The organism is Mesorhizobium sp. 2RAF21, assembly GCF_052115345.1.
Lineage (GTDB): Bacteria > Pseudomonadota > Alphaproteobacteria > Rhizobiales > Rhizobiaceae > Mesorhizobium > Mesorhizobium terrae.
The window spans coordinates 67938-91133 of record NZ_JBFRGM010000007.1; the positions used below are offsets into that span (position 1 = coordinate 67938).

Genomic DNA, 23196 nt, shown 5'->3' on the forward strand with positions numbered 1-23196 from the left:
GCTCAAGTTGAACGGTCGGCCCAAAAGAAAGAGGCGGCCACGTTGCCGCAGCCGCCTCCAATCAAACCCGATTGAACGGGGATCAGTGACCTTCGATGACCGCGCCGGCCGAGCCCCAGACATAGATCGAGGCGAACAGGAACAGCCAGACCACGTCAACGAAGTGCCAGTACCAGGCGGCCGCCTCGAAGCCGAAATGCTGCTTCGGCGTGAAGTCGCCCTTCATCGCGCGGAACAGGCAAACCAGCAGGAAGATGGTGCCGATGATGACGTGGAAGCCATGGAAGCCGGTCGCCATGAAGAAGGTGGCGCCGTAGATCGAATCCTTGAAGCCGAACGGAGCGTGGATGTACTCGTAGGCCTGCACCATGGTGAACAGCATGCCGAGACCGACGGTGAGCACGAGGCCGTTGATCAGGCCCTTGCGATCGCCGTGGATCAGCGAATGGTGCGCCCAGGTCACCGTCGTGCCCGACAGCAGCAGGATGATGGTGTTGTAGAGCGGCAGGTGGAAGGGATCGAGCACTTCCATGCCCTTCGGCGGCCAAACGCCACCGGTGAAGGTGGTGCGCGCCGCCTGGATCGCCTCGTTCKGGAACAGGCTGGCGTCGAAATAAGCCCAGAACCAGGCTACGAAGAACATCACCTCGGAGGCGATGAACATGATCATGCCATAGCGCAGATGCAGCGACACCACCTGGGTGTGATGGCCCTCATGCGCTTCCTTGATGGTGTCAGACCACCAGGCGAACATGGTGTAGAGCACGATCAAAAGGCCGATCAGCAGCACCCAGAAATGCGCCTTGGACACGTCCAGGCCAAACAGGTGGAAGGGCGTGCCCTTCAGATACTGCATATAGATCACGCCGCCGAACGCCATGACCAGAGCACCTACCGAACCCAGGAAGGGCCAGGGGCTTGGAGCTATTATGTGGTAGTCGTGGTTTGGTTTGGCGTGTCCGTCGGCCATGTCATCCCCCGAGATTTGCTTCGGTATTGGAAATAGTCTTCGCGGCATCCTTGTTCAGGGTCGCGGCGAGCGGCTGCTTCGTCTCGACCTGATACATGGAATAGGAAAGCGTGATGGTCTTGATGTCCTTCAGTTCCGGCACCTTGAGGATGTCCGGATCGACATAGAAGACGATCGGCATGTCCACCGTCTCGCCGGCCTTCAGTGTCTGATTCGTGAAGCAGAAGCACTCCACCTTGTTGAAATAGGCGCCCGCCAGTTCCGGCTGCACGTTGAAGGTGGCGCGACCAGTGGTCGGCGCGCTGAACTTGTTGGTGGCCTTGTAGGCAACCTTCGTCGTCTCGCCGAGCTTGATGGTGACACTGCGCTGCTCCGGCTCGAACTCCCACGGCACGCCCATCGTGTTGGCGTCGAAGCGGATGATGATGTCGCGGTCAAGGACCTTGGTAGAATATTGCGTCACGCGCTGGGTGGTGCCGCCGTAACCCGTCACCTTGCAGAACATCGAATAGAGCGGCACCGCCGCATAGGCCATGCCGATCATGGCGCCGAAGAACGCCAGGCAAGAGCCGGCAACGACCAGGTTGGCCTTGTGCTTCTTCTGCTCGGCGGCGGTCGTCTCGCTCTCCATCACCGCCTCACATAGGCCGGCTGAGGATGGAGGGACCGAATTTCACGATGGTCGCCACATAGAAGATGATGACCAAAACGCCCAGCGCAAAGCCAATGGCAACCGAACGGCTGCGGCGGGCCTTCCTCTGGTTTTCTGTCAGCTCGACGGTTTCAAGCTTGTCTTGCATCGTACTCATGCTCCACCAAGAACCAGTGCCCGCTCGACGATGCTGTCGGCAAGGTAGGCAGCAAAGATGGCAAACAGATAAAGCAGCGAGAAGCCGAACAGCGCCTTGGCGGGCTTCATGACGCGGTCGCTGTCGGGCATGCGCAGCACCGCCCAGGAATACCAGACGAAGCCGATGCCAAGCACGGTCGCCACCACGCCGTAGAGGGCGGTGGTGTAGCCGAGCCCCCAGGGCAACACGCCGATCGGCGCCAGAATCAGCGCATAGGCGAAGATCTGGCGGCGCGTGGAAGCCTCGCCGGCGACATTCGGCATCATCGGAATGCCGGCGCGTTCATAGTCGCCCGACTTGAACAGCGCGAGCGCCCAGAAATGCGGCGGCGTCCACAGGAAGATGATGAAGAACAGGATCACGCTTTCGAGGCTCACCGCACCCGTCGCGGCCGCCCAGCCGATCACCGGCGGGATGGCGCCGGCGGCGCCGCCAATCACGATGTTCTGCGGCGTCCAGCGCTTCAGCCACATCGTGTATACGACCGCGTAGAAGAAGATGGTGAAGGCGAGCATCGCCGCCGACAGCCAGTTGATCAGCACGCCCAGCGTCATCACCGAAAGCACAGAAAGCACCAGGCCAAAGGCGAGCGCCTCGCCGGGCAGAACGCGACCGGCCGGCACCGGGCGATTGGCCGTGCGGGTCATTACAGCGTCGATGTCGGCGTCGTACCACATGTTGAGCGCGCCCGACGCACCAGCGCCGATGGCGATCGCCAGAATGGCGATGATGGCGAGCAGCGGGTTGATCGTCGCCGGCGCGGCCATCAGCCCGACAAAGGCCGTGAACACCACCAGCGACATCACGCGTGGCTTCAGAAGCGCAAAGAAATCCCCCGCCGTCGCTTCCGACATTCGGGAGGTTGTCTGCTCCATGCGTGAGTTGTCAACCAGGGCCATTGCGTACTTGAAGTCCACTCATTCCGTTTGGCCAAAACCGCCGGCTCAGCCGGCGGTTTCGAAACCCGAAACTGCTGCCTTTACTTGATCTTGGGCAGCTGTTCCCACTGATGGTAGGGCGGCGGCGAAGGCAGCTGCCATTCCAGCGTCGTGGCACCCTCGCCCCACGGATTGGCACCCGCGACGCGCTTCTTACGGAACGCCTCGAAGACGCCGTAGAGGAAGATCAGAACGCTGACGCCGGAGATGTAGGAGCCGATCGACGAAACATAGTTCCAGCCGGCGAACGCGTCCGGATAGTCAATGTAGCGGCGCGGCATGCCCGCCAGGCCGAGGAAGTGCTGCGGGAAGAACACCAGATTGACGCCGATGAACATGATCCAGAAGTGGCTGTTGGCGATCGCCGGCGAATACATGTAGCCGGTCATCTTCGGGAACCAGTAGTACCAGCCGGCGAAGATGGCGAACACGGCGCCGAGCGACAGCACGTAGTGGAAGTGCGCGACGACGTAGTAGGTGTCCTGCAGCGAACGGTCGAGACCGGCATTGGCGAGCTGGACGCCCGTCACGCCACCGACCGTGAACAGGAAGATGAAGCCCACAGCCCACAGCATCGGCGTGCGGAAGGAGATCGAGCCGCCCCACATGGTGGCGATCCACGAAAAGATCTTGATGCCAGTCGGCACCGCGATGACCATCGTGGCGAACACGAAATAGCGCTGCGTGTTGAGCGAGATACCGGTGGTGTACATGTGGTGTGCCCACACGACGAAGCCGACGGCGCCGATCGCGACCATGGCGTAGGCCATGCCGAGATAGCCGAACACCGGCTTCTTCGAGAAGGTCGACACGATGTGGCTGACGATGCCGAAGCCCGGCAGGATCAGGATGTACACTTCCGGGTGACCGAAGAACCAGAACAGGTGCTGGAACAGGATCGGGTCGCCGCCATTCTCGGGCACGAAGAAGGAGGTGCCGAAATTACGGTCGGTGAGCAGCATGGTGATGGCGCCCGCCAGAACCGGCAGCGACAACAAGAGCAGGAAGGCGGTGACCAGCACCGACCAGGCAAACAGCGGCATCTTGTGCAGCGTCATGCCAGGCGCGCGCATGTTGAAGATGGTGGTGATGAAATTGATCGCACCAAGGATCGACGAGGCACCGGCGATGTGGATCGACAAGATCGCCAGATCCATTGCTGGCCCCGGCTGGCCGGATGTCGAAAGCGGCGGATAGATCGTCCAGCCGCCACCAACGCCGTAGGCGCCGGGAGCGCTCGGCACGAACATCGAGGTGATGAGCAAGATGAAGGCCGGCGGCAGCAGCCAGAAGGAGATGTTGTTCATGCGCGGGAACGCCATGTCCGGCGCGCCGATCATGATCGGCACCATCCAGTTGGCGAAGCCGCCGATCAGCGCCGGCATGACCATGAAGAAGATCATGACCAGGGCGTGCGCGGTGGTGAAGGCGTTGAACATCGACTTGCCGGCGTCGAGCGCGGCATCGCCGGTGACACCGTAGACCATCGAGGCGAGGCCCGGGAAAATCTGGATACCCGGTTCGGCGAGCTCCCAGCGCATCATGATCGACAGGAAGCCGCCGACGATGCCGGCCATGATCGCGAAGATCAGGTACAGCGTACCGATATCCTTGTGGTTGGTCGAATAGACCCAGCGCACCCAGCCCTTCGGCTTGTGGTCGTGATCGTCGTGAGCCGCTGCCTGCGCCATGTTCCGCTCCGTTCCCTATCCTTGTTTCGACCGCGGCTCTTAGTTGCCGGCGGACGCAACCTTGTTGGTACCATCGACCTGAGCCATTAGTGCCTTGTTGGCACCCGGCAGATCGGTCCTGGCCGCAGCGAGCCAGGTTTCATACTGCTGTTCCGACACGACGCGCACGGCGATCGGCATGAAGGCGTGGTCCTTACCGCACAGTTCCGAGCACTGGCCGTAGTAGAGGCCTTCCTTCTCGGCCTTGAACCAGGTCTCGTTGGCGCGACCAGGCACGGCGTCGACCTTGATGCCGAAAGCCGGCACAGCATAGGAGTGGATCACATCGGAACCAACGACGAGCACACGCACCACGACACCGACCGGCACGACCATCTCGTGGTCGACCGCCAGGAGGCGCGGATACTTCGCCTTATCTTCCTTGCCGAGACCGGCGCGATCGGCGTCCGCCAGGATCGCCGAATTGAAGGAGAGCGGCTTGTCGACCTGGTATTCGTAATCCCAGTTCCACTGGTTGCCGGTCGCCTTGACGGTGAGCTTCGGCTCTTCCGGCGGGGTGTACTGGGCGGTGAGGAGTTGGAAGGACGGGATGGCGATGGCCAGAAGTATCAGGACCGGGCCAAGCGTCCAGGCAACCTCGATCGCCGTGTTGTGGCTGGTCTTGGACGGCACCGGGTTCACGCTGGCGCGGAACTTCAGGATGCACCAAGCCAAGAGAAAGAGCACGAACAGCGTGACCGGCACGATGAACCACAGCGTATAACGCTCGAACCAGGTGATCTGGCTCATGATGGCAGTCGCCGCCGGCTGGAAAGTCATCTCCCACGGCTGCGGCTGCGCGGCATGGGCGACAGACCCGGCGAAAACCATGGATGCGGCGCCAGCGCCTGCAAGAAACTTCTTCATCGCCCTCTTCATCTCCCAGTCCCCTCCTGCAATCAGGTCGCAGGAATACGCGATAACACCGGGACAGGGAATCCCGGCCGGTCCAGATTGGTTCAAACCATACTCTCTTTCCCGCCGCAAGAAAGGAGCGCCCAAAACCATGCGGCATTTTTGCGCGCGGCAATGCGGAAGTCGCCTGTCCACAAGGCGCTCGCATGATTATGCGCCTGTCGTATCGCCATGGCAGAGACAATCGCGGCAAAACCGGCTATTTCGGAAAAGAAGTCCGCATTGTTGCCGCAGTTGCAACGGATTGCGCGTCGTCCCGCGCTTTTCCTTAGCATTGCCCGGGCTTAAAGTGGCGTGATTCGGGAATGGAGCCGTTATGAACTCTTGGGTTTCGAGAACCTTGGCGAAGGTCATCTTTCTCGCCGCCCTCGTCGGTGCCGGACAGGCGATGGCCGCCGCCCAGCAACCGAGCGGCACGGTGAAGTCCACGCACGGCGCATGGTCGATCATCTGCGACACGCCGGCGGGCGCCACGTCCGAGCAATGCGTGATGATGCAGAACGTCGTCGCCGAAGACCGTCCCGAGATGGGGCTTTCGGTGGTCGTGCTGCGCACCGCTGACAACAAGGCTGAGATCCTGCGCGTGCTGGCGCCGCTCGGCGTGCTCCTGCCCAACGGCCTCGGCCTCAATGTCGACGGCAAGGATATCGGCCGCGCCTATTTCGTGCGTTGCTTCCAGGATGGCTGCTATGCCGAAGTGATCCTCGAAAAACCGCTGCTCGACACGCTGAAGAGCGGCAAGGCCGCCACCTTCATCGTCTTCCAGACGCCGGAAGAAGGCATCGGCATCCCGGTCGACCTCAAGGGCTTCGCCGACGGCTTCTCCGCTCTGCCATGAGCTGAGCCGGCGCTGTTATCGCCGCTCGTAGACTGCGCAACGCCCACTACGGCCGAGGCTCCCAACGAACTAGCTGCGCCCGGCCGTCTTCGGTGACCGCGAAGGTATCTTTGAAACGCGCGTAGCCCGAAGCCGCATCCTTGATGAGATCGACAAGGGTGATCGAACCGTATTTGTCGGTCTGGACGGCAATGTCGGGAAAGTCGAACAGGGACCAGCCGAAATTCCGTGGGCGCGAGGCGGCGGACAGCGCCCCGATGCGGGCGATCAGGGCCGCGTGAATATAGACGCCGACCACCTTGTAGATGTTACCGCTGCCGAAATTGATCATGAGTTGGCCGGGCGTCTTGTAGGCCGCAGTGGTCCAGAACTGGCTCAGCTTGCGCTCCCGACCATTGCTGGAATCGATGTCGCACAGATCCTGGACACAGGCCACGAAATTGCGGTTGGTCGTGGCTGCAAGCGGCGTCCTTACAATGTTGAAATCCCAGTGGATCGGCACGCCGAGCGTAGGATCGTCGTTCATCCGGTTTATGAGATAGATATTGCCGGCGGCCCCGGATCGTCGCGGCATGTCGGCCCTGCTGTTGATGATCGGGTAGCGAACCAACAATGTGCCCAGTTCGCGGTATGCAGCTGCCTGGTCAGGGGTGTTGTTCCAGTAATCGACCTGGAGCAGCATTGCGATGAATTCGCGCGGATTGAGGCGCAGGAATTCCTTGCATTCGTCGAGAAGCGACTGGAGCGTCTGGTACCGGTTCGAACGGAGGCGGCCGAAAGCGCGGTCGCCGTGGCAGGTGTAAATGGTGAACTGGCCGTCGTTGTCGTGGAACATCTCCAGCCGCACGTCGAGAACGCGGATACCCAGGTCCAATTGACGGCCTATCGTCAGGTTCTGGCAGGCATAGAGGAACTGGCGGGGCCACAGGTCCCTGATGGCGGCACTGTCATGCGTGCCGACAAGGTTGATGTCGCAGATCAGTGGGTCGGCGAGATCGGATTGATCGACCGCAAGCAGGTTATCCTTCGATCCGGCCGGGGTCGCGTAGTCGGTCGAAACCGTTCCTTTCTTGACGGCTGGCGCGCTTGGCCCGCCGATGGTCTTGGGGACCATGTCCATCACATGGTTCGAAGCCGGCGGCGCGCGGGGCGGCACCTGGCTCGGCAACAGGCAGAGCATCGGCGCTGCGTCCGACGAAGGGCCGATACCGCCGGCCTGGCTGTCGATGGGAACGTCGCCCGACCAGTTCGTGCCATCGTACCATGCGACGTAGAGGCTCTCGGTGTACTTGCCCTTGTAGACCAGGCAGAGCCGGTTCTGAAAAACGATGAGGCTGGGGCCACTGTCGGTTTGCGGGTTGATGCCGCTGATGGCTTTGTCGCCGGACCAGGCCGTGCCATCGAACTGGGAAACGAAGATCGACTGGGAGCCAGCGCCCCGATAGACGAGGAATAGCTTGCCGCCAAAGACCGCCGCCGTCGGTGGATCGTCCGACCACGGATCGATGCTGCCGATAGCCGCGTCTCCCCAGGTAGCGCCGTCGCACCAGCACGAATAGAGCTTGATACCGCCGGCGCCCATGTAGAAGAGGTAGAGCTTATTGCCGAAGACGACTGCACAAGGGCCTGTATCCGTCCTGGGATTGATGCCGCCGGCAAGCTCCGCGATCGCGTTGCCACCAGCCCATTGCAGGCCGTCGAACCAGGCGGCTCGAATCTGGTCGCCGTCATGGGCCTTGTAGAAAATGTGAAGCAGGTCGTTGAAGACGATCAGCGCCGGCGGCGTATTGGATCTGGCGTCGATGCCGCCGGGCATGTCGCGGATCTTGACGTCGCCGCCCCAGGTCGTGCCGTCGAACACGGCGATGTAGAGATCGTCGCTCGTCCAGCCCTTGTAGGCGACATAGAGGCGGTTCTCGTAGAGGCAGGCCCCGAGCGCCTTATCGGTTTTCGCATTGATACCGCCGGGCTGGCCGGAAACATCCGCCCCGCCGCGCCATGTCGTTCCGTCGAAAGAGCAGGAGTGGAGGCCGTAATTGTCGGTGCCACCCTTGTAGAAAACCCCGAGCATCGTCATTAAACCGTCCCCCCGAACGAATTTAATATCAGGCGCCGTCACGTTCTTCCGGCGCCTGAAAATTGTCAATCGCGGGGAAGATGTTTTGTCGCGCCGTGCAGAAAATCGAATTTTTCCTTACTGGCAATGTAATCGTATCGACTATTACTTAGCTGCCGCAATAATGTTCGGCCCGCCGGCGTGGCGGATTGACGGCGAATGGCGGCGCCGCGTGGTTCCATGTTTTCCAGAGCAGCAATGGGCAGCCGAGATTGGCGGGACCACGCGATTGCCGAAGCCATGTCCAGCGCCTACATCTGGCTGAACATTTCCCGAAAACGGCGGCATGATGAAAAACCTCCTGACCCAATTCGACATCTCCGACGATCGCCTGCGCAAGATTGTCGCCGAGACGATCAACGGCGCCGACGATGGCGAGCTCTATCTCGAATACAGCGAGAGCGAGGCGCTGATGTTCGACAACGGCCGCCTGAAGACGGCCAACTTCAACACCGACCAGGGTTTTGGATTGCGCGTCGTCGCCGGTGAGGCGAGCGGTTATGCCCATGCGGGCGACCTGTCGGAAGCAGCGCTGCTGCGCGCCGCCAGCGCGGTCTCCACCGTCAAGGCCGGCTATTCCGGCACGCTGGCCGAAGCGCCACCGCGCACCAACCGCCGTCTCTACGGCGATGAAAACCCGATCCCCTCGCCCGGCTTCGAGGCCAAGGCCAAGCTGCTGCAGGAAATCGACGCCTGGACACGAGCCGAAGACCCGCGCGTTCGGCAGGTTACGGCCGCACTCGCCGCTTCCTGGCAGCATGTCGAGATCCTGCGCGCCGACGGCCAGCTGGTGCGCGACATCCGCCCGCTGGTGCGCCTCAACATCTCCGTCATGGTCGGCGACGGCGACCGCCAGGAAACCGGCTCCTACGGCATGGGTGGCCGCACCGGCTTCGGCGAATTCCTGCTCGAGCACTCCTGGAAACACGCCGCCAAGGAAGCGCTGCGCCAGGCACTGGTCAATCTCGAGGCGGTTCCGGCGCCGGCCGGCACCTTCGACATCGTGCTTTCCTCGGGCTGGCCGGGCGTCATGCTGCATGAAGCGGTCGGCCACGGGCTGGAGGGCGACTTCAACCGCAAGAAGACCTCGGCCTTCGCAGGCCTGATGGGCCAGCAGGTCGCCGCCAAGGGCGTGACCGTGGTCGACGACGGCACCATCGCCGAGCGGCGCGGCTCGCTCACCGTCGATGACGAGGGCACGCCCACCAACCGCACCGTGCTGATCGAGGACGGCAAGCTGGTCGGCTACATGCAGGACCGCCAGAACGCCCGCCTGATGGGCATGGCCGCCACCGGCAACGGACGGCGCGAATCCTACGCCCACCAGCCGATGCCGCGCATGACCAACACCTACATGACCGCCGGCGACTACACGCCGGACGAGATCATCGCCTCGGTGAAGAACGGTATCTACGCCGTCTCCTTCGGCGGCGGCCAGGTCGACATCACGTCGGGCAAGTTCGTGTTCGGCTGCACCGAGGCTTACATGATTGAGGACGGCAAGGTGACGCGGCCGATCAAGGGCGCCATGCTGATCGGCAATGGGCCGGATGCCATGCACCGCGTCACCATGGTCGGCAACGACATGAAACTCGACACCGGCATCGGCATGTGCGGCAAGGCCGGCCAGGGCGTGCCGGTCGGCGTCGGCCAACCTCATCTGAGGATGAACCAGATCACGGTCGGCGGCACGCAGGTCTGAGCCGCCGAACCCGTATCCAGCCGACATGCCCGCATACAAATCCATCGTCATCCTGACCGGCGCCGGCATTTCGGCGGAATCGGGCGTCGACACGTTCCGCGACAAGGACGGTATCTGGTCGAAGGTCGACTATCGCGATGTGGCGACGCCCGAGGGCTTCGTCCGCGATGCCGCGCGGGTGCACGACTTCTACAACCAGCGGCGGCGCGGCATGAAAGGCGTCAGGCCGAATGCCGCGCATACGGCACTGGCGAGGCTAGAGCGAGAGTTTAGCGGCGCGTTCCTGCTCGTCACGCAGAATATCGACGACCTGCACGAACGCGCCGGTTCGGCCAGCCTCGTCCACATGCATGGCGAGCTCGGCAAGGCGCTGTGCCAGGCCTGCGAACAGAGTTCTCCCTGGGAAAAGGACATGTCGGTTCTGTCGCAATGCCCGGCCTGCGGCAGCATCGGCTACCTCAGGCCCGACGTGGTCTGGTTCGGCGAGATGCCCTATCAGATGGAGCGCATCGGCACCGCGCTTGCCCAATGCGACCTGTTCGTCTCGATCGGCACCAGCGGCAATGTCTATCCGGCCGCCGGTTTCGTCGGGGAGGCACGCTTTTCCGGCGCCCGAACCGTCGAGCTCAACCTCGAACCCTCGGACGGGCATTCCAGCTTCGACGAGGCCATCCTCGGCAAGGCGACAGAGATCGTGCCGGCCTTTGTCGAGCGTCTGCTTTCAGGCCGCTGACGCCCCCGATTCAGCGGCGCCGTTTGGGCTTCTCCAGCAGCACGACCGCCTCGACATGCGGCGACCACAGGAACTGGTCGATCGGCGTCACGCTTTTCAATTGATAGCCGCCGTCGATCAGGATGCGCAGGTCGCGCGCCAGGGTGACGGGATTGCATGAGACGGCGGCCACTAGCGGCACATCCGAACGGGCGATCTGCTTGGACTGGTCCTCTGCGCCGGCACGCGGCGGATCGAACACGACGGCATCGTAGGCGGCCAGCTCCTTGAAGGTCAGCGGCCGGCGATCGAGATCGCGGCGCTCGGTCGTCACCCGCTTCAGGCCGCCGGCAAAACGGAAACCGCGGTCGAGCGCGGCCAGAGCCGGTCCGTCGCTTTCCACCGCATGGACCTCGGCATTGGCCGCCAGCCTCAGCGCGAAGGTGCCGCATCCCGAAAAAAGATCGGCGACCTTCTTCGCCTTGCGCACATGGCCGATGACAAGCCCCGCCATCGCCGCCTCCGCCTCGGCCACCGCCTGCACGAACGCGCCCGGCGGCGGCATTACGGTCGCGGTGCCGAAGGTCAACGTCGGCTTCACCGCCTCGACGATGATCTCGCCGTCGATGGAGAGCCTGGCGATGCCGGCCTTGAGAACGAAATCGGTGGCGGCGCGGCGGATCGCTTCGGTCGGCTTGCCGCAATCGGCGGCGGCGACATCGAAACCAGACGCGGTGGCAGTGACCAGGAAGCGAAACGGCTTCGAGGTGTTGGCGACGATGCCGGCCAGATGGCGCAGCACACCCGCGGCCTCGACAATGACTGGCAGCAGAACCGGGCATTCCTCGATGTCGACAAGCACGTTGGAGAAGGCGCGGTTGTAGCCCAGGTGTAGCCCGGTCTCGGTGTTGCGCGCGGTGAAGGCGGCGCGGCGCCGGCTGTGCGGCGCGCAGGCGACGAGGTCGCCCACCGGCGCGTCGATACCCTTCGCCTTCAGGGCATGAACCACAAGGCTCCGCTTCCAGGCATGATAGGCGCCCGCCTCGAGATGCTGGATGGCGCAACCACCGCATTCGGTGAAATGGCGGCAGACAGGCGCGATGCGCTCGGGCGACGGTTCGAGTACGGCGAGCAGTTGCGCCCGGTCCTTCTCGCGCGCGGCCGTCACCACTTCGCCGGGCAGCGTGAAGGGGATGAAGAGATGGCCGCCGCCGATGTCGACGACGCCATCGCCCTGCGCGCCCAGCCGGGCTATTTCGAACCGTGCCGTCATCGGTCTTTCACTCCGGCCAAAAGGAATTCACGGTTGCCGTCGCCACCCTCGATCGGCGACGGGCACAGGCCGAGCGCGCGCCAGCCGGCAAGGCCGTCCAGCCACTCGCGCAAGGCGGCGGCGACGATTTCGGCGTCCGCCGGGTTCTTCAGCAGGCCGCCCTTGCCGATCGCCTCGCGCCCGGCCTCGAACTGCGGCTTGACCAGAAGCAGGGCATGACTGCCGGGCCTCGCCAGCTCAAGCGCCGGCGGCAGCGCCAGCTTCAGCGAGATGAAGGAGACGTCGGAGACGACGAATTCCGGCAGCCGTTCGCCAAGATCTGCCTCGTCGAGCGCGCGTGCGTTCAATCCCTCGATCGCGGTGACGCGCGGGTCCCCTCCGATCGAGGCGTGCATCTGGCCATGGCCGACATCGATCGCCGTGACATGGACGGCACCGCGTTCCAACAGCACCTGCGTGAAGCCGCCGGTGGAGGCGCCGATATCGAGCGCCTCGCGGCCGCTCGGATCGAGAGCGAAATGGTCGAGCCCGGCGATCAGCTTCAGCGCGGCACGCGAGACATAGCCGCGCGCCGGGTCGTCCACCGTCAGTTGCGCCCCGGGCGAGACGCCCTGTCCGGGCTTCGTCACCACCGCACCGTCGACCGCGACGGCGCCACGCTCGACAGCGTCGCGGGCGCGTGAGCGGCTGGCGAACAGGCCCTTCACGACGAGAAGATCGTCGAGCCGCTGGCGCTGGCTGGCTGGCTGGTGGGAACGCATCGGCCTTCATTGACGAAAGCTGCGGCCGAAGGCAAGCCGAGACTGTTGGAGACCTTATCCTAGAACAGCTGGCTTACCGGCGGCCGCTCGACGGCGGGCACGAGGCCATCGGCCGGCGCGCTGCGCGGGGACGGCTGCGGCGCGGGCTCCTGCCCGGCCACCATCTGCGGCAGCTGCTTGAAGGAGAAGCCGCCGCGCAGCGTGCCGATGTTGTTGGCGACGATATCGATCGCCGCCTTTTCAAGCGAGCGATCGTATTGCGTCTCCGCGATCGCCGGGACGACCAGCGAGAATATGCCGGCCGCGCCGAACAGAAGCGCCTTCATGAACTGTCTCCCTGCCTGCCATTTTCCTAGCAGGGGGCTGTTGAGAAAGGGCCAAGGGACAGGGTAAGCGGATCACCAAAATGCAGCATTAACAATAAGTTAACGCGACAATCGGAGAAACGGATTCGGCGTGTTGAGACGGCGATTCAAGCCGTTCGCAAACTGATTCAAGTCGTTGATGTTCAGAATCAGGCGCGCTGCGCGCTGCTCGCGTGGCCAAGTGCTGAAAACACGGTCCGCACGATGCCGGTCGAATCCAGCCCGGCATCGACATACATCTTCTCCGGCTTGGCATGGTCGGTGAAGACGTCCGGCAACACCAGCGGGCGCACCTTGAGGCCGCCTTCCAAAAGGCCCTCATGGGCGAGGAAATGCAGCACCTGCGTGGCGAAGCCACCGATGGCGCCCTCCTCCACCGTCACCAGTATCTGGTGCGAGCGCGCCAGCCGGCGGATCAGATCGTGGTCGAGCGGCTTGGCGAAGCGCGCGTCGGCCACCGTCGTAGAAAGGCCGGCGGCGTTCAGTTCGTCGGCGGCGGCAAGGCAATCCTGCAGGCGCGTGCCGAAGGACAGCAGCGCCACCTTGGTGCCTTCGCGCACGATGCGGCCCTTGCCGATCTCGAGCGGCGAACCGCGCTCGGGCATGTCGATGCCGACGCCATTGCCCCGCGGATAGCGGAAAGAGATCGGACCCTCGTCATACTCGGCGGCGGTGCGCACCATATGACGAAGCTCGACCTCGTCGCTCGCCGCCATGACGACGAAATCCGGCAGCGAGGCGAGGAAGGTGGTGTCGAAGGCACCGCAATGGGTCGGCCCGTCGGCGCCGACGAAACCGGCGCGGTCGATGGGGAAACGCACCGGCAGTTTCTGGATCGCCACATCGTGCACGACCTGATCATAGGCGCGCTGCAGGAAGGTCGAATAGATCGCCGCGAACGGCTTGTAGCCCTCGGTGGCGAGACCGGCGGCGAAGGTCACCGCATGCTGCTCGGCAATGCCGACGTCGAAGGTGCGGTTCGGGAAGACCTCGCCAAACAGATCGAGCCCGGTGCCAGTCGGCATGGCGGCGGTGACGGCAACGATGCGCTCGTCCTCGCAGGCCTCGCGGATCAGGCTTTCGGCGAACACGTTGGTGTAGGTCGGCGCATTGGCCGGCGCCTTGGCCTGCGCGCCAGTGATGACGTCGAAACGGTTGACGCCGTGATATTTGTCGGACGCCGCCTCGGCGGGCGCGTAGCCCTTGCCCTTTTGCGTCACAACATGGATCAGCACCGGGCCCTTGCCGTTGTCGCGCACATTCTTCAGCACCGGGATCAGGTGTTCGAGATTGTGCCCGTCGATCGGACCGATGTGGAAGAAGCCGAGCTCCTCGAACAGCGTACCGCCGGTGACATAGCCGCGCGCATGTTCGACGGCGCGGGTGATGGCGCGGTCGGCCCGCTTGCCGAGATAGGATGTCAGCTTCTTGCCGAAGTCGCGCAGGCCGAGATAGGTCTTGCCGGAGCCGAGCCTCGCCAGATAGGCGCTCATCGCGCCGGTCGGCGGAGCGATCGACATGTCGTTGTCGTTGAGGATGACGATCAGGCGGGCGTCGAGCGCACCGGCATTGTTCAGCGCCTCGAAGGCCATGCCCGCCGACATCGCGCCGTCGCCGATGACGGCGATGACGTTGTTCTTGCCGCCGGAGAGATCGCGCGCCACGGCCATGCCGAGGCCGGCCGAGATCGAGGTCGAGGAATGGGCGGCGCCGAACGGGTCATATTCGCTTTCGCCGCGCTTGGTGAAACCGGAAAGACCGTTTTCCTGGCGCAGGGTGCGGATGCGGTCACGCCGGCCGGTCAGTATCTTGTGCGGATAGGCTTGATGGCCGACATCCCAGATCACGCGGTCGTTCGGCGTGTCGAAGACGTAGTGCAGCGCCACCGTCAGTTCGACGACGCCGAGACCGGCTCCGAGATGACCTCCGGTCTGCGAGACGGCGTCGATCAGCTCGACGCGCAATTCATCGGCCAGCTGCGGCAGCTCGCTCTCGGAGAGCGTCCTCAGATCCGCCGGAATGCGGACCTTGTCGAGGAGCGGTGTTTTGGGTCTGGCGGTCACTGGCTGGCCCGATCGAACTCGCGGTCAAGAGTATTTACAAGTCGAATAGGCTGCCGATTAGCGAAAGTAAATGTGCCGCAGCGACACACTCAGCTCTCCGGCAGGGGAATGAACTCCTTCTCATCACCAGGAACGATATCGAAGCGGCCTGTCTTCCATTCCTGCTTGGCCTGCTCGATGCGTTCCTTCGAGGAGGAAACGAAATTCCACCAGATGTAGCGCGGCGAGCCGAGCGAGGCGCCGCCGAACAGCATGAAGTGCGCCCCCTGTTCCGACGACACGACGATCTCGTCGCCGGGGCGGAACACCAGCAGGCGGTTCTCGGAGAAACGATCGCCCGAAATGGTGACGATGCCGTCGAGCACGTAGATGGCGCGTTCCTCGGCATCCGCGGCGATGCGGTACTTCGCGCCGGGCGCCAGCCGGATGTCGGCGTAAAGCGTGTCGTGATAGGTGGTGACCGACGCGCGGCGGCCTTCCAGTTCGCCGATGATGAGGCGGCCGGACACACCTTCAGCCTCGAAAGCCGGCAGCGACGTGCCCGCCGTGTTTTCGAACACCGGCGCCATTTCCTCGTCTCTGTCGGGCAGCGCGATCCAGGTCTGCAGGCCCGACATCGACATCGGCGAGCCGCGCAGTTCCTCTGGCGTGCGTTCGGAATGAACGATGCCGCGCCCGGCCGTCATCAGGTTCACGTCGCCCGGCGAGATGACCATTTCGGTGCCAAGCGAATCGCGGTGCCTGATCTTGCCGTCGAACAGATAAGTCACCGTCGACAGGCCGATATGCGGATGAGGGCGCACGTCCAGCGCCTTGCCGGCGCGCAGGATGGCGGGCCCCATGCGATCGAAGAAGATGAAGGGACCGACCAGCCGGCGCTTGGCGATCGGCAATGCGCGGCGCACCTCGAAACCGCCAATGTCTTTGGCGTTGGCGATAACCATCAGTTCGATGGCGTCGCAGGAAAAGGCGTCGCCGGGTTCGGGATCGTTTCCGGGAAAGAAGCTCATGGGTGTTGCTCCATCCGGCGGCGGCGCCGCCTCATGGAAGGAAACTTATACCCCTGCCCGGTTCAGGCATACCGGCGATGCGACGACGGTTTGTTCACCGCATCAATCCCCGTCGAGCGGCTCCGTGCCGACCGGCTTGCCGTCGCGGGCGAGCCTGATCTTCTCCACCTTGTCCTCGGCCGCCTTGAGCAGGCGGTCGCAATGCGCCTTCAGCGCCTCGCCGCGCTCGTAGATGCGGATCGACTGGTCGAGCGGCACGTCGCCGCGCTCCAGATCGTCGACGATCTTCTCCAGCGCATCCAGCGCCTGTTCGAAGCTCATCGCCTTGACGTCTTCATTCGCTTCCGCGGCCATCCCTTATCCTTTCATCAGGCGGCCGACATGCGCTGCGACCGAAAATGCCAATCCGTGCAGGTCGTAGCCGCCTTCGAGCAGGCTGACCAGCCTGTTTGCGCTGTGGCGGCGGGCGCTGTCCATCAGCTGCCCGGTCGCCCAGTCGAAATCGTCCTCGGTCAGGTTGATCTCGGCCAGCGGGTCGCGATGATGCGCGTCGAAGCCGGCCGAGATGATGACGAGATCCGGCGCGAAGGCGTCGATCGCCGGCAAGACACGGGTGCGGAACGCCTCCCGGAAGACATCGCTGCCGGTGGCTGGCGCCAGCGGCGCGTTGACGATGTTGCCGGCACCGGTCTCGTTCTTGGCGCCGGTGCCAGGGAAAAGCGGCATCTGATGCGTCGAACAGTAGAGCACCGAGGGATCGTCCCAGAAAATGTCCTGGGTGCCGTTGCCGTGGTGCACGTCCCAGTCGACGATGGCGACACGCTCGACGCCATGCTTTTCCTGCGCGTGACGCGCGGCAATCGCGGCAGTGTTGAACAGGCAGAAGCCCATGGCGGTGGTCTTTTCGGCATGGTGGCCGGGCGGCCGCGCCGCCACGAAGACATTGTCGGCATCGCCGGCGAAGACATCGTCCACCGCCGCATTGGCAGCGCCGATCGCGGTCAGCGCAGCCTGCCAGGTCTTCGGGCTGGCAGTGGTGTCGGTGTCGATCTGGGCAAGGCCGGTCGCGGGGATCGCCTTGCGCACGCGTTCGACGAAATCCCTCGGATGGCAATAGAGGATGGTCGCCTCGTCGCCCAATGGCGCCTCGCGCCGGTCGAGCGCGGCGAAAGCCTCGTCGTCGAGCACACGCTCGATGGCGCGCAGCCGGTCCGGCCGCTCCGGGTGGCCGGGCGGCGTGATGTGCTCCAGAAAGATCGGATGCGAATAAAGGCGGGTCGTCATCGCCCTATCTTATCAGCAATGGTCGTGATGGCCACGCGACAAGCGGCATGGCGCTGGGGAAAATGCCCGGCGCGTCATTTGGCGTCGGCTTCCCGGCTGTTCTTACGCCGGCAATGCGCTAAGATGACATCGCTGCCAGGTGCCCGCTGCGAGGCGGGAGAATCGGGAACACGGTGAAAATCCGTGGCGTGCCCAGCGCTGTATGGGGGACCGCTCGGCAAAGGCCACTGTTTTTCGGAACGGGAAGGCGCCGCAAGCGGGACGAACCCAAGCCAGAAGACCGGCCGGGCAGGAATGGTCATCCGCATGGACGGGCGGATGGTATGGTTCCGATCGCAAGGGAAACGCGATGCACGCCGTCCGCACTCCAGCCTCCCCCGACAATTCGTTCGAGGATTTCGAACGCGACGCCGTCTACCGCGCCATCTTCACGCGCCGCGACGTGCGCAGCCATTTCCGCCCAGACCCCATCGACGACGCCGTGCTGGCGCGGCTTCTGACGGCCGCGCATCACGCACCCTCGGTCGGCTTCATGCAGCCCTGGAACTTCGTCGTTGTCCGCGACATGGGCCGGCGCGAGGCGGTGCGCGACCTGTTCCTCGCGGCGCGCAACGAGGAACTGCCACACATCGCCGGGGAGCGGCAGGCGCTCTACCGCAAGCTCAAGCTGGAAGGCATCTGCGAAAGCGCGCTGAACCTCTGCATCACCTGCGACCGGCGCCGCAGCGAGGGCTCGCCGCTCGGCCGCTGGCACAATCCGCAGATGGATCTCTTCAGCACGGTCTGCGCCGTGCAGAATTTCTGGCTGGCGGCGCGGGCGGAAGGCATCGGCGTGGGCTGGGTCAGCATTCTCGATGCCGACGCGCTCAAGCGCCTGCTCGACATTCCCGAGCCGGTCGTGCCCATCGCCTATCTCTGCGTCGGCCATGTCCGCGAGTTCGCCGCGCGGCCGGACCTGGAGCACAGCGGCTGGGCCTCGCGGCTGCCGCTGGCCGACCTCATCATGAGCGAGACCTATGCCGGCGCCGGCGAGGAGGCGCTGAAGGCCGCCTGCGTTGCACCCGGCGCGGACCGGTAACCGTCAGGCAGCCTGATTGTCGCGCACGCGCAGCCCTTCCAGAAGCGCGCGAAAGGATTTGACCGCCTTCTTCGACGTCTCATGCGGATCGTCGGCGTTGGCGATCCACTGTGCGGCGTAAAGCGAGGCGCCGCTGACGATGCGCGCCATCGCCTCCGGGTCGATGTCGCCGACCACGCCCTCCTCCTTCAGCGCGGTGAGGTTGCCGGTTATCGAGGTGATACAGGCATTGGCATTGGGCCATTGCGACGGGTCGCCGAGGATTGCCGGACCGTCGCGCAGCACGATGCGCTGGATTTCCGGCTCCAGCGCCATTTCGATATAGCCGACATTCTCATCGACGAAGCGCTGCCAGCGGTCCGTCGCCCGGGCCGAGATGACGCACAGCCGCTCGTTCATCTCCGCGTCGAGCTCGGCGATGACGGCCTCCAGCAATCCCTTCTTGTCGCCGAAGTGATGATAGAGCGCGCCGCGGGTCAGCCCCGCCTCGGCGGTGAAGTCGTCCATCGAGGCGTTGGCGTAACCGACGGTGGCGAAGGCGCGCCGCGCCGCCGCGATCAGCTTGGCGCGCGTCTCGGCGATCATTTCGCTGCGAGGTTTGTGCGCGGTCCTCATCTGGTCGTTCCTTTTCACATACGTCGCGTATATTTTTTCACATACGCACCGCATATTAATTGACATACGCAACGTATGCAATTATCTCATTCGCATACGCCACGTATGTATGTGGCACCCCTTCGAAAATCCAGGAGTGCTCCGATGCACAATCCTTACAGCGAAATCTTCCGAACCCCGGGAACCAAGGGTTTTGCGGCCGCGGCCTTCATCGCCCGCCTGCCCATCGCCATGGCGCCCATCGGCATCGTCGCCATGCTGTCGCAGACGCGCGGCGAATATTGGCTGGCCGGCGGCGTTTCCGCCACCTTCGCCTTCACCAACGCCTTCCTGGCGCCGCAGATATCGCGGCTGGTCGACCGCATGGGCCAGACCGCCGTCGCGGTGCCGACGACGATCGTCTCGATCATCGCCTTCGCAGCACTTCTCGTCGCCACCAACCAGGACTGGCCGGCCTGGACGCTGTTCGTCTCGGCCTTCCTGGCCGCCGCCATGCCCAGCGTGCCGGCCATGGTGCGGGCGCGCTGGACCGAAATCTTCCGCGACCGGCCTGAGCTCAACACCGCCTTCGCCTTCGAATCGGCGGCGGATGAGCTCGTCTACATTGCCGGCGCCTCGCTGTCGGTCGGCCTCTCCGTCGCCCTGTTCCCGGAAGCCGGCATGCTGGCCAGCACATTGTTCCTCGCCTTCGGCATGACGGCCTTCATCCTGCAGCGCGCCAGCGAGCCGAAGGTTAGGCCGCTCGAACATGGCAGCGGCGGCTCGGCCATCGCGCTCTGGCCGGTGCGCATCGTCACCTTCGCCCTCATCTTCGTCGGCGCGATCTTCGCCACCGCCGAGGTGAGTTCGGTGGCCATCACCAAGGAACTCGGCCAACCGGGTGCTGCCAGCCTCGTCATCGGCGTCTATGCGCTGGGCTCCTTCGCCGTCGGCCTGATCGTCGGCGCGCTCAACCTGCAGGCGCCGAAGCAACGCCTGCTCGCCATTTCGCTCGCCATCATCAGCCTGACCACGTTGCCGCTGCTGGTCGCCAACACCGTGCCGCTGCTGGCAATCGCCATCTTCTTCAGCGGCGTGGCGATCTCGCCCACCTTCATCATGGCCTTCGGCATCATCGAACGCCGCGTGCCAGAAGCCATGCTCACCGAAGGCATCACCTGGGTGATGACGGGCATCGGCATCGGCATGGCGCTCGGTGCTTTCGTGGCCGGCTGGGTGGTCGACAATTACGGCGCGCAGAACGGGTTCTGGGTATCAGTGGTTGCAGGCATGATCGCCTTCGTGACAGTGCTCGCCGGCCAGAAGGCACTGGCCGGCGAAGACGAGGGCAATCTGGTATCGGCCGTGCCACAATCGGCGAAGTAAGACTGCCCCAAGCCAACGCCGGTCATTTACCGGCGAAGATGGCGGCAGTATCGAAGCCTGCTCGGTATTGACAGGCATAGCGGGCCGCCGATTGAGGCGGCTCGCATCGGTTTTGAGATATCGTCCCCTTGCAGGTCGCCAGCATGCGCAATCCCTATAGCGAAATATTCAAGGCGCCCGGCGCCAGGGCGTTTTCGGCGGCCGGCTTCATTGCCCGCGTGCCGCTTTCCATGGTCACGCTCGGCATCGTCACCATGCTTTCCGAAACCTATGGCGAGTACTGGCTGGCTGGCGCCGTCGCCGCCACCTTCGCCTTCGCCAATGCCGTGGTCTCTCCGCAGGTTTCGCGGCTCGTCGACCGCCACGGCCAACGCCGCGTCCTCATTCCGGCCACCGCCATCACCGTGGCGGCGCTGGCGACGCTGATGCTGCTGACGCATTTCAAGGCGCCATACTGGACCCTGTTCGCGGCGGCGATCGCCGCCGGTACCATGCCCAGCATCGGCGCCATGGTGCGCGCGCGCTGGAGCAACATCTACGGCGGCAACCCCAGGCTGCACACGGCCTTCGCCTTCGAATCGGTGGTCGACGAGACTATCTTCATGATCGGTCCGGTGCTGGCGATCGGCCTCAGCGTGACCGTCTTTCCCCAGGCCGGGCCGCTGGTGGCGACGCTGTTCCTAGCTTTCGGCACCGTGATCTTCACCATGCAGACGGCGACCGAGCCGCCCATCCACACGCGCGAAAAGCAGCGCGGGCGCTCCATCGTGCGCTTCGGCTTCATGCAGATCCTCATTCTCACCCTGCTTGCCATGGGCGCCATCTTCGGAACATCGGAGGTGACCGCGGTCGCCTTTGCCGAGATGCAGGGCAACAAGGCCGCCGCCAGCCTCGCTTTGTCGAGCTACGCGGCGGGCTCGCTGGTCGCGGGGCTGGCCTTTGGCGCGCTGAAGCTGAAGTTGCCGCTCGGCCGCCAGTTGCTGATTGCCATCGTTCTGGCGGCGCTGACCACGCTACCGTTGCTCATCGTCGGCAACATCACCGCGCTTGCGGTCGTCTTCTTCGTGGCTGGCGTCGCCGTCTCGCCCACCATCATCATCTCGATGGCGCTGGTGGAGAAGCTGGCGCCGTCGTCTCAGCTGACCGAAGGCATGACCTGGGCGATCACCGGCATCAACATCGGCATGGCGGTCGGCTCTTCGGCCTCCGGCTGGACGATCGACGCCTTCGGCGCGGCGAATGGCTTCTGGGTTTCAATCGTGGCCGGGCTGCTTGCCCTGGTCGTGGCGCTCGCCGGCCAGCGCATCCTGCGGGTGCCGGCGCCCTCGTCGGCGGTCGCGGCGACTGCGTGATCTGAGAAGACCATCGAAAACAAAAGGGCGCGTCTCTGGACGCGCCCTTTCTGCTTGTTACGAGCTTTCTACCGCCCCGGTGAGGTCGGGCGCGGCCGCGACGGCTAGAGAATTTCCGTCTTGGCGATGCGGATGCCAAAACCTTCGAGGCCGACATAGTGGCGTTCGCGCGAGGCGATCAGGTTGATGGAGGAAATGCCGAGATCCTTGAGGATCTGGGCGCCGAGGCCGATCTCGCGCCACTCGTTCTCGCGCCGGCGCGCTTCCTCGTGGTCTTCGCGTTCGCCGCCGGCCTGGCGGTTTCGGCCGCCATGGCTGCCGACGCCGACCGAACCCTCGCGCAAATAGACGATGACGCCGCGCTTGCGCTCGCCCAGCGTCTTCATGATGTCATCGAGCACGGTGCGCGTGCCGAACACGTCCGCCGTCACATCCTCCAGATGCAGGCGCACCGGCACGTCCTCGCCGTCGCGAATGTCGCCATAGACGATGGCAAGGTGATGCATCGCTTCCCAGGGCAGCGAATAGGCGATCGCGGTGGCCTTGCCGCCGGGCGTTTCGATGTCCGAACAGGCGACGCGCTCGACCAGCGTTTCCTTGCGCTGGCGGTAGGCGATGAGATCGGCCACCGACACCTGCTTCAGGCCATGCTCCTCGGCGAAGGCCGCCACCTGCGGGCCGCGCTTGACGGTACCGTCGTCATTGACCAGCTCGGAAATGACGCCGACCGGCGGCAGGCCGGCCAGTTTGCACAGATCCACCGCTGCTTCGGTATGGCCCGAGCGCATCAGCACGCCGCCCTCGCGGGCGATCAGCGGGAAGATGTGGCCGGGGCGCACGAAATCGCTGCCGGCGACATTGCCGTTAGCGAGATTGCGTACGGTCAGCGTGCGGTCCTCGGCGGAAATGCCGGTGGTGGTGCCGTGCTTGAAATCGACCGAGACGGTGAAGGCGGTGGTGTGCGCCGAATCGTTGTCGGCCACCATCGGCGCCAGGTTCAGCCGCTTGGCCTCTTCGCGCGGCATCGGCGTGCAGACGATGCCGGAGGTGTGGCGCACGATGAAGGCCATCTTCTCCGGCGTGCAATGCACGGCGGCCACGATCAGGTCGCCCTCGTTCTCGCGCCCGTCATCGTCCATGACCACGACGATCTCGCCGCGCTCGAAAGCGCGCAGGGCTTCGACAATTTTCTTTTGATCGTAGGGCATGGCGCTCGCTTCGCTTGCTGAGGCAATAAGGCACTACGGCATTAGGGCAA

At 64.1% G+C, this 23196-nt stretch carries 23 protein-coding genes and 1 riboswitch; of the genes, 6 read left to right on the forward strand and 17 right to left on the reverse strand.

Annotated features, from left to right (window positions below):
* Positions 1 to 82: 82 nt before the first annotated feature.
* The 6 genes from AB4136_RS12895 to coxB form a co-directional block, all read right to left on the reverse strand.
* Complete coding sequence (locus tag AB4136_RS12895; RefSeq protein ID WP_441931242.1) at positions 83 to 970, reverse strand: cytochrome c oxidase subunit 3; 888 nt, start codon at positions 968 to 970, stop codon at positions 83 to 85.
* Between the two features lies 1 nt (position 971).
* A complete protein-coding gene (locus tag AB4136_RS12900) occupies positions 972 to 1601 on the reverse strand; it encodes a cytochrome c oxidase assembly protein (protein WP_024926705.1) in 630 nt (209 codons plus the stop codon).
* Positions 1602 to 1608: 7 nt separating this feature from the next.
* A complete protein-coding gene (locus AB4136_RS12905) occupies positions 1609 to 1770 on the reverse strand; it encodes a hypothetical protein (protein ID WP_162531500.1) in 162 nt (53 codons plus the stop codon).
* A gap of 5 nt (positions 1771 to 1775) precedes the next feature.
* A complete protein-coding gene (locus AB4136_RS12910) occupies positions 1776 to 2720 on the reverse strand; it encodes a heme o synthase (protein ID WP_024926703.1) in 945 nt (314 codons plus the stop codon).
* A gap of 80 nt (positions 2721 to 2800) precedes the next feature.
* Positions 2801 to 4450 (reverse strand): cytochrome c oxidase subunit I, encoded by a 1650-nt coding sequence (gene ctaD, locus AB4136_RS12915; protein ID WP_024926702.1) that lies wholly within the window; start codon positions 4448 to 4450, stop codon positions 2801 to 2803.
* 39 nt (positions 4451 to 4489) lie between these two features.
* On the reverse strand, positions 4490 to 5356 hold the full coding sequence (coxB, locus tag AB4136_RS12920) for a cytochrome c oxidase subunit II (RefSeq protein WP_441931243.1): 867 nt from the start codon (positions 5354 to 5356) through the stop codon (positions 4490 to 4492).
* Positions 5357 to 5720: 364 nt separating this feature from the next.
* On the opposite strand from coxB, the gene AB4136_RS12925 reads away from it, so the two are divergent.
* Positions 5721 to 6242, forward strand: coding sequence for an invasion associated locus B family protein (locus AB4136_RS12925; protein WP_137901194.1), 522 nt, complete (start codon positions 5721 to 5723; stop codon positions 6240 to 6242).
* Positions 6243 to 6288: 46 nt separating this feature from the next.
* Here AB4136_RS12925 and AB4136_RS12930 read toward each other — a convergent pair whose 3' ends face one another.
* Complete coding sequence (locus AB4136_RS12930) at positions 6289 to 8319, reverse strand: hypothetical protein (RefSeq protein ID WP_137901193.1); 2031 nt, start codon at positions 8317 to 8319, stop codon at positions 6289 to 6291.
* A gap of 65 nt (positions 8320 to 8384) precedes the next feature.
* A complete protein-coding gene (locus AB4136_RS12935) occupies positions 8385 to 8600 on the reverse strand; it encodes a hypothetical protein (RefSeq protein WP_137901192.1) in 216 nt (71 codons plus the stop codon).
* Between the two features lie 47 nt (positions 8601 to 8647).
* On the opposite strand from AB4136_RS12935, the gene tldD reads away from it, so the two are divergent.
* Positions 8648 to 10060 carry a metalloprotease TldD gene (tldD, locus tag AB4136_RS12940; RefSeq protein ID WP_024926698.1) on the forward strand — a complete coding sequence of 471 codons (1413 nt, stop codon included), beginning with the start codon at positions 8648 to 8650 and terminating at the stop codon, positions 10058 to 10060.
* A 25-nt stretch (positions 10061 to 10085) separates the two neighbouring features.
* Positions 10086 to 10793 (forward strand): NAD-dependent deacylase, encoded by a 708-nt coding sequence (locus AB4136_RS12945; RefSeq protein ID WP_024926697.1) that lies wholly within the window; start codon positions 10086 to 10088, stop codon positions 10791 to 10793.
* Between the two features lie 10 nt (positions 10794 to 10803).
* Here AB4136_RS12945 and AB4136_RS12950 read toward each other — a convergent pair whose 3' ends face one another.
* The 7 genes from AB4136_RS12950 to AB4136_RS12980 form a co-directional block, all read right to left on the reverse strand.
* Positions 10804 to 12045 (reverse strand): class I SAM-dependent RNA methyltransferase, encoded by a 1242-nt coding sequence (locus tag AB4136_RS12950; RefSeq protein ID WP_024926696.1) that lies wholly within the window; start codon positions 12043 to 12045, stop codon positions 10804 to 10806.
* Positions 12042 to 12806 carry a TlyA family RNA methyltransferase gene (locus AB4136_RS12955; protein ID WP_024926695.1) on the reverse strand — a complete coding sequence of 255 codons (765 nt, stop codon included), beginning with the start codon at positions 12804 to 12806 and terminating at the stop codon, positions 12042 to 12044. The genes AB4136_RS12950 and AB4136_RS12955 overlap by 4 nt, the downstream gene beginning before the upstream one ends.
* 59 nt (positions 12807 to 12865) lie before the next feature.
* On the reverse strand, positions 12866 to 13132 hold the full coding sequence (locus AB4136_RS12960; RefSeq protein WP_024926694.1) for a hypothetical protein: 267 nt from the start codon (positions 13130 to 13132) through the stop codon (positions 12866 to 12868).
* A 188-nt stretch (positions 13133 to 13320) separates the two neighbouring features.
* Entirely contained in the window at positions 13321 to 15234 is a 1914-nt protein-coding gene (gene dxs / locus AB4136_RS12965; RefSeq protein WP_024926693.1) for a 1-deoxy-D-xylulose-5-phosphate synthase, read from the reverse strand.
* An 89-nt stretch (positions 15235 to 15323) separates the two neighbouring features.
* On the reverse strand, positions 15324 to 16244 hold the full coding sequence (locus AB4136_RS12970) for a pirin family protein (protein WP_137901191.1): 921 nt from the start codon (positions 16242 to 16244) through the stop codon (positions 15324 to 15326).
* 102 nt (positions 16245 to 16346) lie between these two features.
* Positions 16347 to 16598 (reverse strand): exodeoxyribonuclease VII small subunit, encoded by a 252-nt coding sequence (locus tag AB4136_RS12975; RefSeq protein ID WP_024926691.1) that lies wholly within the window; start codon positions 16596 to 16598, stop codon positions 16347 to 16349.
* Between the two features lie 3 nt (positions 16599 to 16601).
* Positions 16602 to 17528, reverse strand: a complete 927-nt coding sequence (locus AB4136_RS12980; protein WP_024926690.1) for a histone deacetylase family protein — start codon at positions 17526 to 17528, stop codon at positions 16602 to 16604.
* 120 nt (positions 17529 to 17648) lie between these two features.
* Positions 17649 to 17831, forward strand: a riboswitch (cobalamin riboswitch).
* A 46-nt stretch (positions 17832 to 17877) separates the two neighbouring features.
* Here AB4136_RS12980 and bluB point away from each other — a divergent pair.
* Entirely contained in the window at positions 17878 to 18606 is a 729-nt protein-coding gene (gene bluB, locus AB4136_RS12985; RefSeq protein ID WP_024926689.1) for a 5,6-dimethylbenzimidazole synthase, read from the forward strand.
* A 3-nt stretch (positions 18607 to 18609) separates the two neighbouring features.
* Here the strand turns inward: bluB and AB4136_RS12990 are convergent, their stop codons facing one another.
* The gene (locus tag AB4136_RS12990) at positions 18610 to 19221 is read right to left on the reverse strand and encodes a TetR/AcrR family transcriptional regulator (protein WP_024926688.1); all 612 of its coding nucleotides are present in this window, start codon (positions 19219 to 19221) and stop codon (positions 18610 to 18612) included.
* 144 nt (positions 19222 to 19365) lie between these two features.
* Between AB4136_RS12990 and AB4136_RS12995 the strand changes: the two genes are divergently transcribed.
* Together AB4136_RS12995 and AB4136_RS13000 are read left to right on the forward strand one after the other, a co-directional pair.
* Positions 19366 to 20586 carry an MFS transporter gene (locus AB4136_RS12995; protein WP_024926687.1) on the forward strand — a complete coding sequence of 407 codons (1221 nt, stop codon included), beginning with the start codon at positions 19366 to 19368 and terminating at the stop codon, positions 20584 to 20586.
* A 143-nt stretch (positions 20587 to 20729) separates the two neighbouring features.
* A complete protein-coding gene (locus AB4136_RS13000) occupies positions 20730 to 21938 on the forward strand; it encodes an MFS transporter (RefSeq protein ID WP_024926686.1) in 1209 nt (402 codons plus the stop codon).
* A 104-nt stretch (positions 21939 to 22042) separates the two neighbouring features.
* Here the strand turns inward: AB4136_RS13000 and ribB are convergent, their stop codons facing one another.
* Positions 22043 to 23146: a 3,4-dihydroxy-2-butanone-4-phosphate synthase gene (gene ribB / locus AB4136_RS13005; protein WP_024926685.1), complete on the reverse strand. Its 1104-nt coding sequence runs from the start codon at positions 23144 to 23146 to the stop codon at positions 22043 to 22045.
* Between the last annotated feature and the right edge of the window lie 50 nt (positions 23147 to 23196).

What these genes read in the sequence shown, in the direction of transcription:
- AB4136_RS12950 (WP_024926696.1), bottom strand. Translation starts at nt 12,045, where the DNA reads ATGACGGCACGGTTCGAAATAGCCCGGCTGGGCGCGCAGGGCGATGGC.
- AB4136_RS12975 (WP_024926691.1), bottom strand. Translation starts at nt 16,598, where the DNA reads ATGGCCGCGGAAGCGAATGAAGACGTCAAGGCGATGAGCTTCGAACAG.
- AB4136_RS12900 (WP_024926705.1), bottom strand. Translation starts at nt 1,601, where the DNA reads ATGGAGAGCGAGACGACCGCCGCCGAGCAGAAGAAGCACAAGGCCAAC.
- AB4136_RS12970 (WP_137901191.1), bottom strand. Translation starts at nt 16,244, where the DNA reads ATGAGCTTCTTTCCCGGAAACGATCCCGAACCCGGCGACGCCTTTTCC.
- tldD (WP_024926698.1), top strand. Translation starts at nt 8,648, where the DNA reads ATGAAAAACCTCCTGACCCAATTCGACATCTCCGACGATCGCCTGCGC.
- bluB (WP_024926689.1), top strand. Translation starts at nt 17,878, where the DNA reads ATGCACGCCGTCCGCACTCCAGCCTCCCCCGACAATTCGTTCGAGGAT.
- AB4136_RS13000 (WP_024926686.1), top strand. Translation starts at nt 20,730, where the DNA reads ATGCGCAATCCCTATAGCGAAATATTCAAGGCGCCCGGCGCCAGGGCG.
- ribB (WP_024926685.1), bottom strand. Translation starts at nt 23,146, where the DNA reads ATGCCCTACGATCAAAAGAAAATTGTCGAAGCCCTGCGCGCTTTCGAG.
- AB4136_RS12990 (WP_024926688.1), bottom strand. Translation starts at nt 19,221, where the DNA reads ATGAGGACCGCGCACAAACCTCGCAGCGAAATGATCGCCGAGACGCGC.
- AB4136_RS12955 (WP_024926695.1), bottom strand. Translation starts at nt 12,806, where the DNA reads ATGCGTTCCCACCAGCCAGCCAGCCAGCGCCAGCGGCTCGACGATCTT.
- AB4136_RS12980 (WP_024926690.1), bottom strand. Translation starts at nt 17,528, where the DNA reads ATGACGACCCGCCTTTATTCGCATCCGATCTTTCTGGAGCACATCACG.
- AB4136_RS12910 (WP_024926703.1), bottom strand. Translation starts at nt 2,720, where the DNA reads ATGGCCCTGGTTGACAACTCACGCATGGAGCAGACAACCTCCCGAATG.
- AB4136_RS12960 (WP_024926694.1), bottom strand. Translation starts at nt 13,132, where the DNA reads ATGAAGGCGCTTCTGTTCGGCGCGGCCGGCATATTCTCGCTGGTCGTC.
- AB4136_RS12945 (WP_024926697.1), top strand. Translation starts at nt 10,086, where the DNA reads ATGCCCGCATACAAATCCATCGTCATCCTGACCGGCGCCGGCATTTCG.
- coxB (WP_441931243.1), bottom strand. Translation starts at nt 5,356, where the DNA reads ATGAAGAAGTTTCTTGCAGGCGCTGGCGCCGCATCCATGGTTTTCGCC.
- AB4136_RS12925 (WP_137901194.1), top strand. Translation starts at nt 5,721, where the DNA reads ATGAACTCTTGGGTTTCGAGAACCTTGGCGAAGGTCATCTTTCTCGCC.
- AB4136_RS12935 (WP_137901192.1), bottom strand. Translation starts at nt 8,600, where the DNA reads ATGGCTTCGGCAATCGCGTGGTCCCGCCAATCTCGGCTGCCCATTGCT.
- AB4136_RS12995 (WP_024926687.1), top strand. Translation starts at nt 19,366, where the DNA reads ATGCACAATCCTTACAGCGAAATCTTCCGAACCCCGGGAACCAAGGGT.
- AB4136_RS12905 (WP_162531500.1), bottom strand. Translation starts at nt 1,770, where the DNA reads ATGCAAGACAAGCTTGAAACCGTCGAGCTGACAGAAAACCAGAGGAAG.
- ctaD (WP_024926702.1), bottom strand. Translation starts at nt 4,450, where the DNA reads ATGGCGCAGGCAGCGGCTCACGACGATCACGACCACAAGCCGAAGGGC.
- AB4136_RS12930 (WP_137901193.1), bottom strand. Translation starts at nt 8,319, where the DNA reads ATGACGATGCTCGGGGTTTTCTACAAGGGTGGCACCGACAATTACGGC.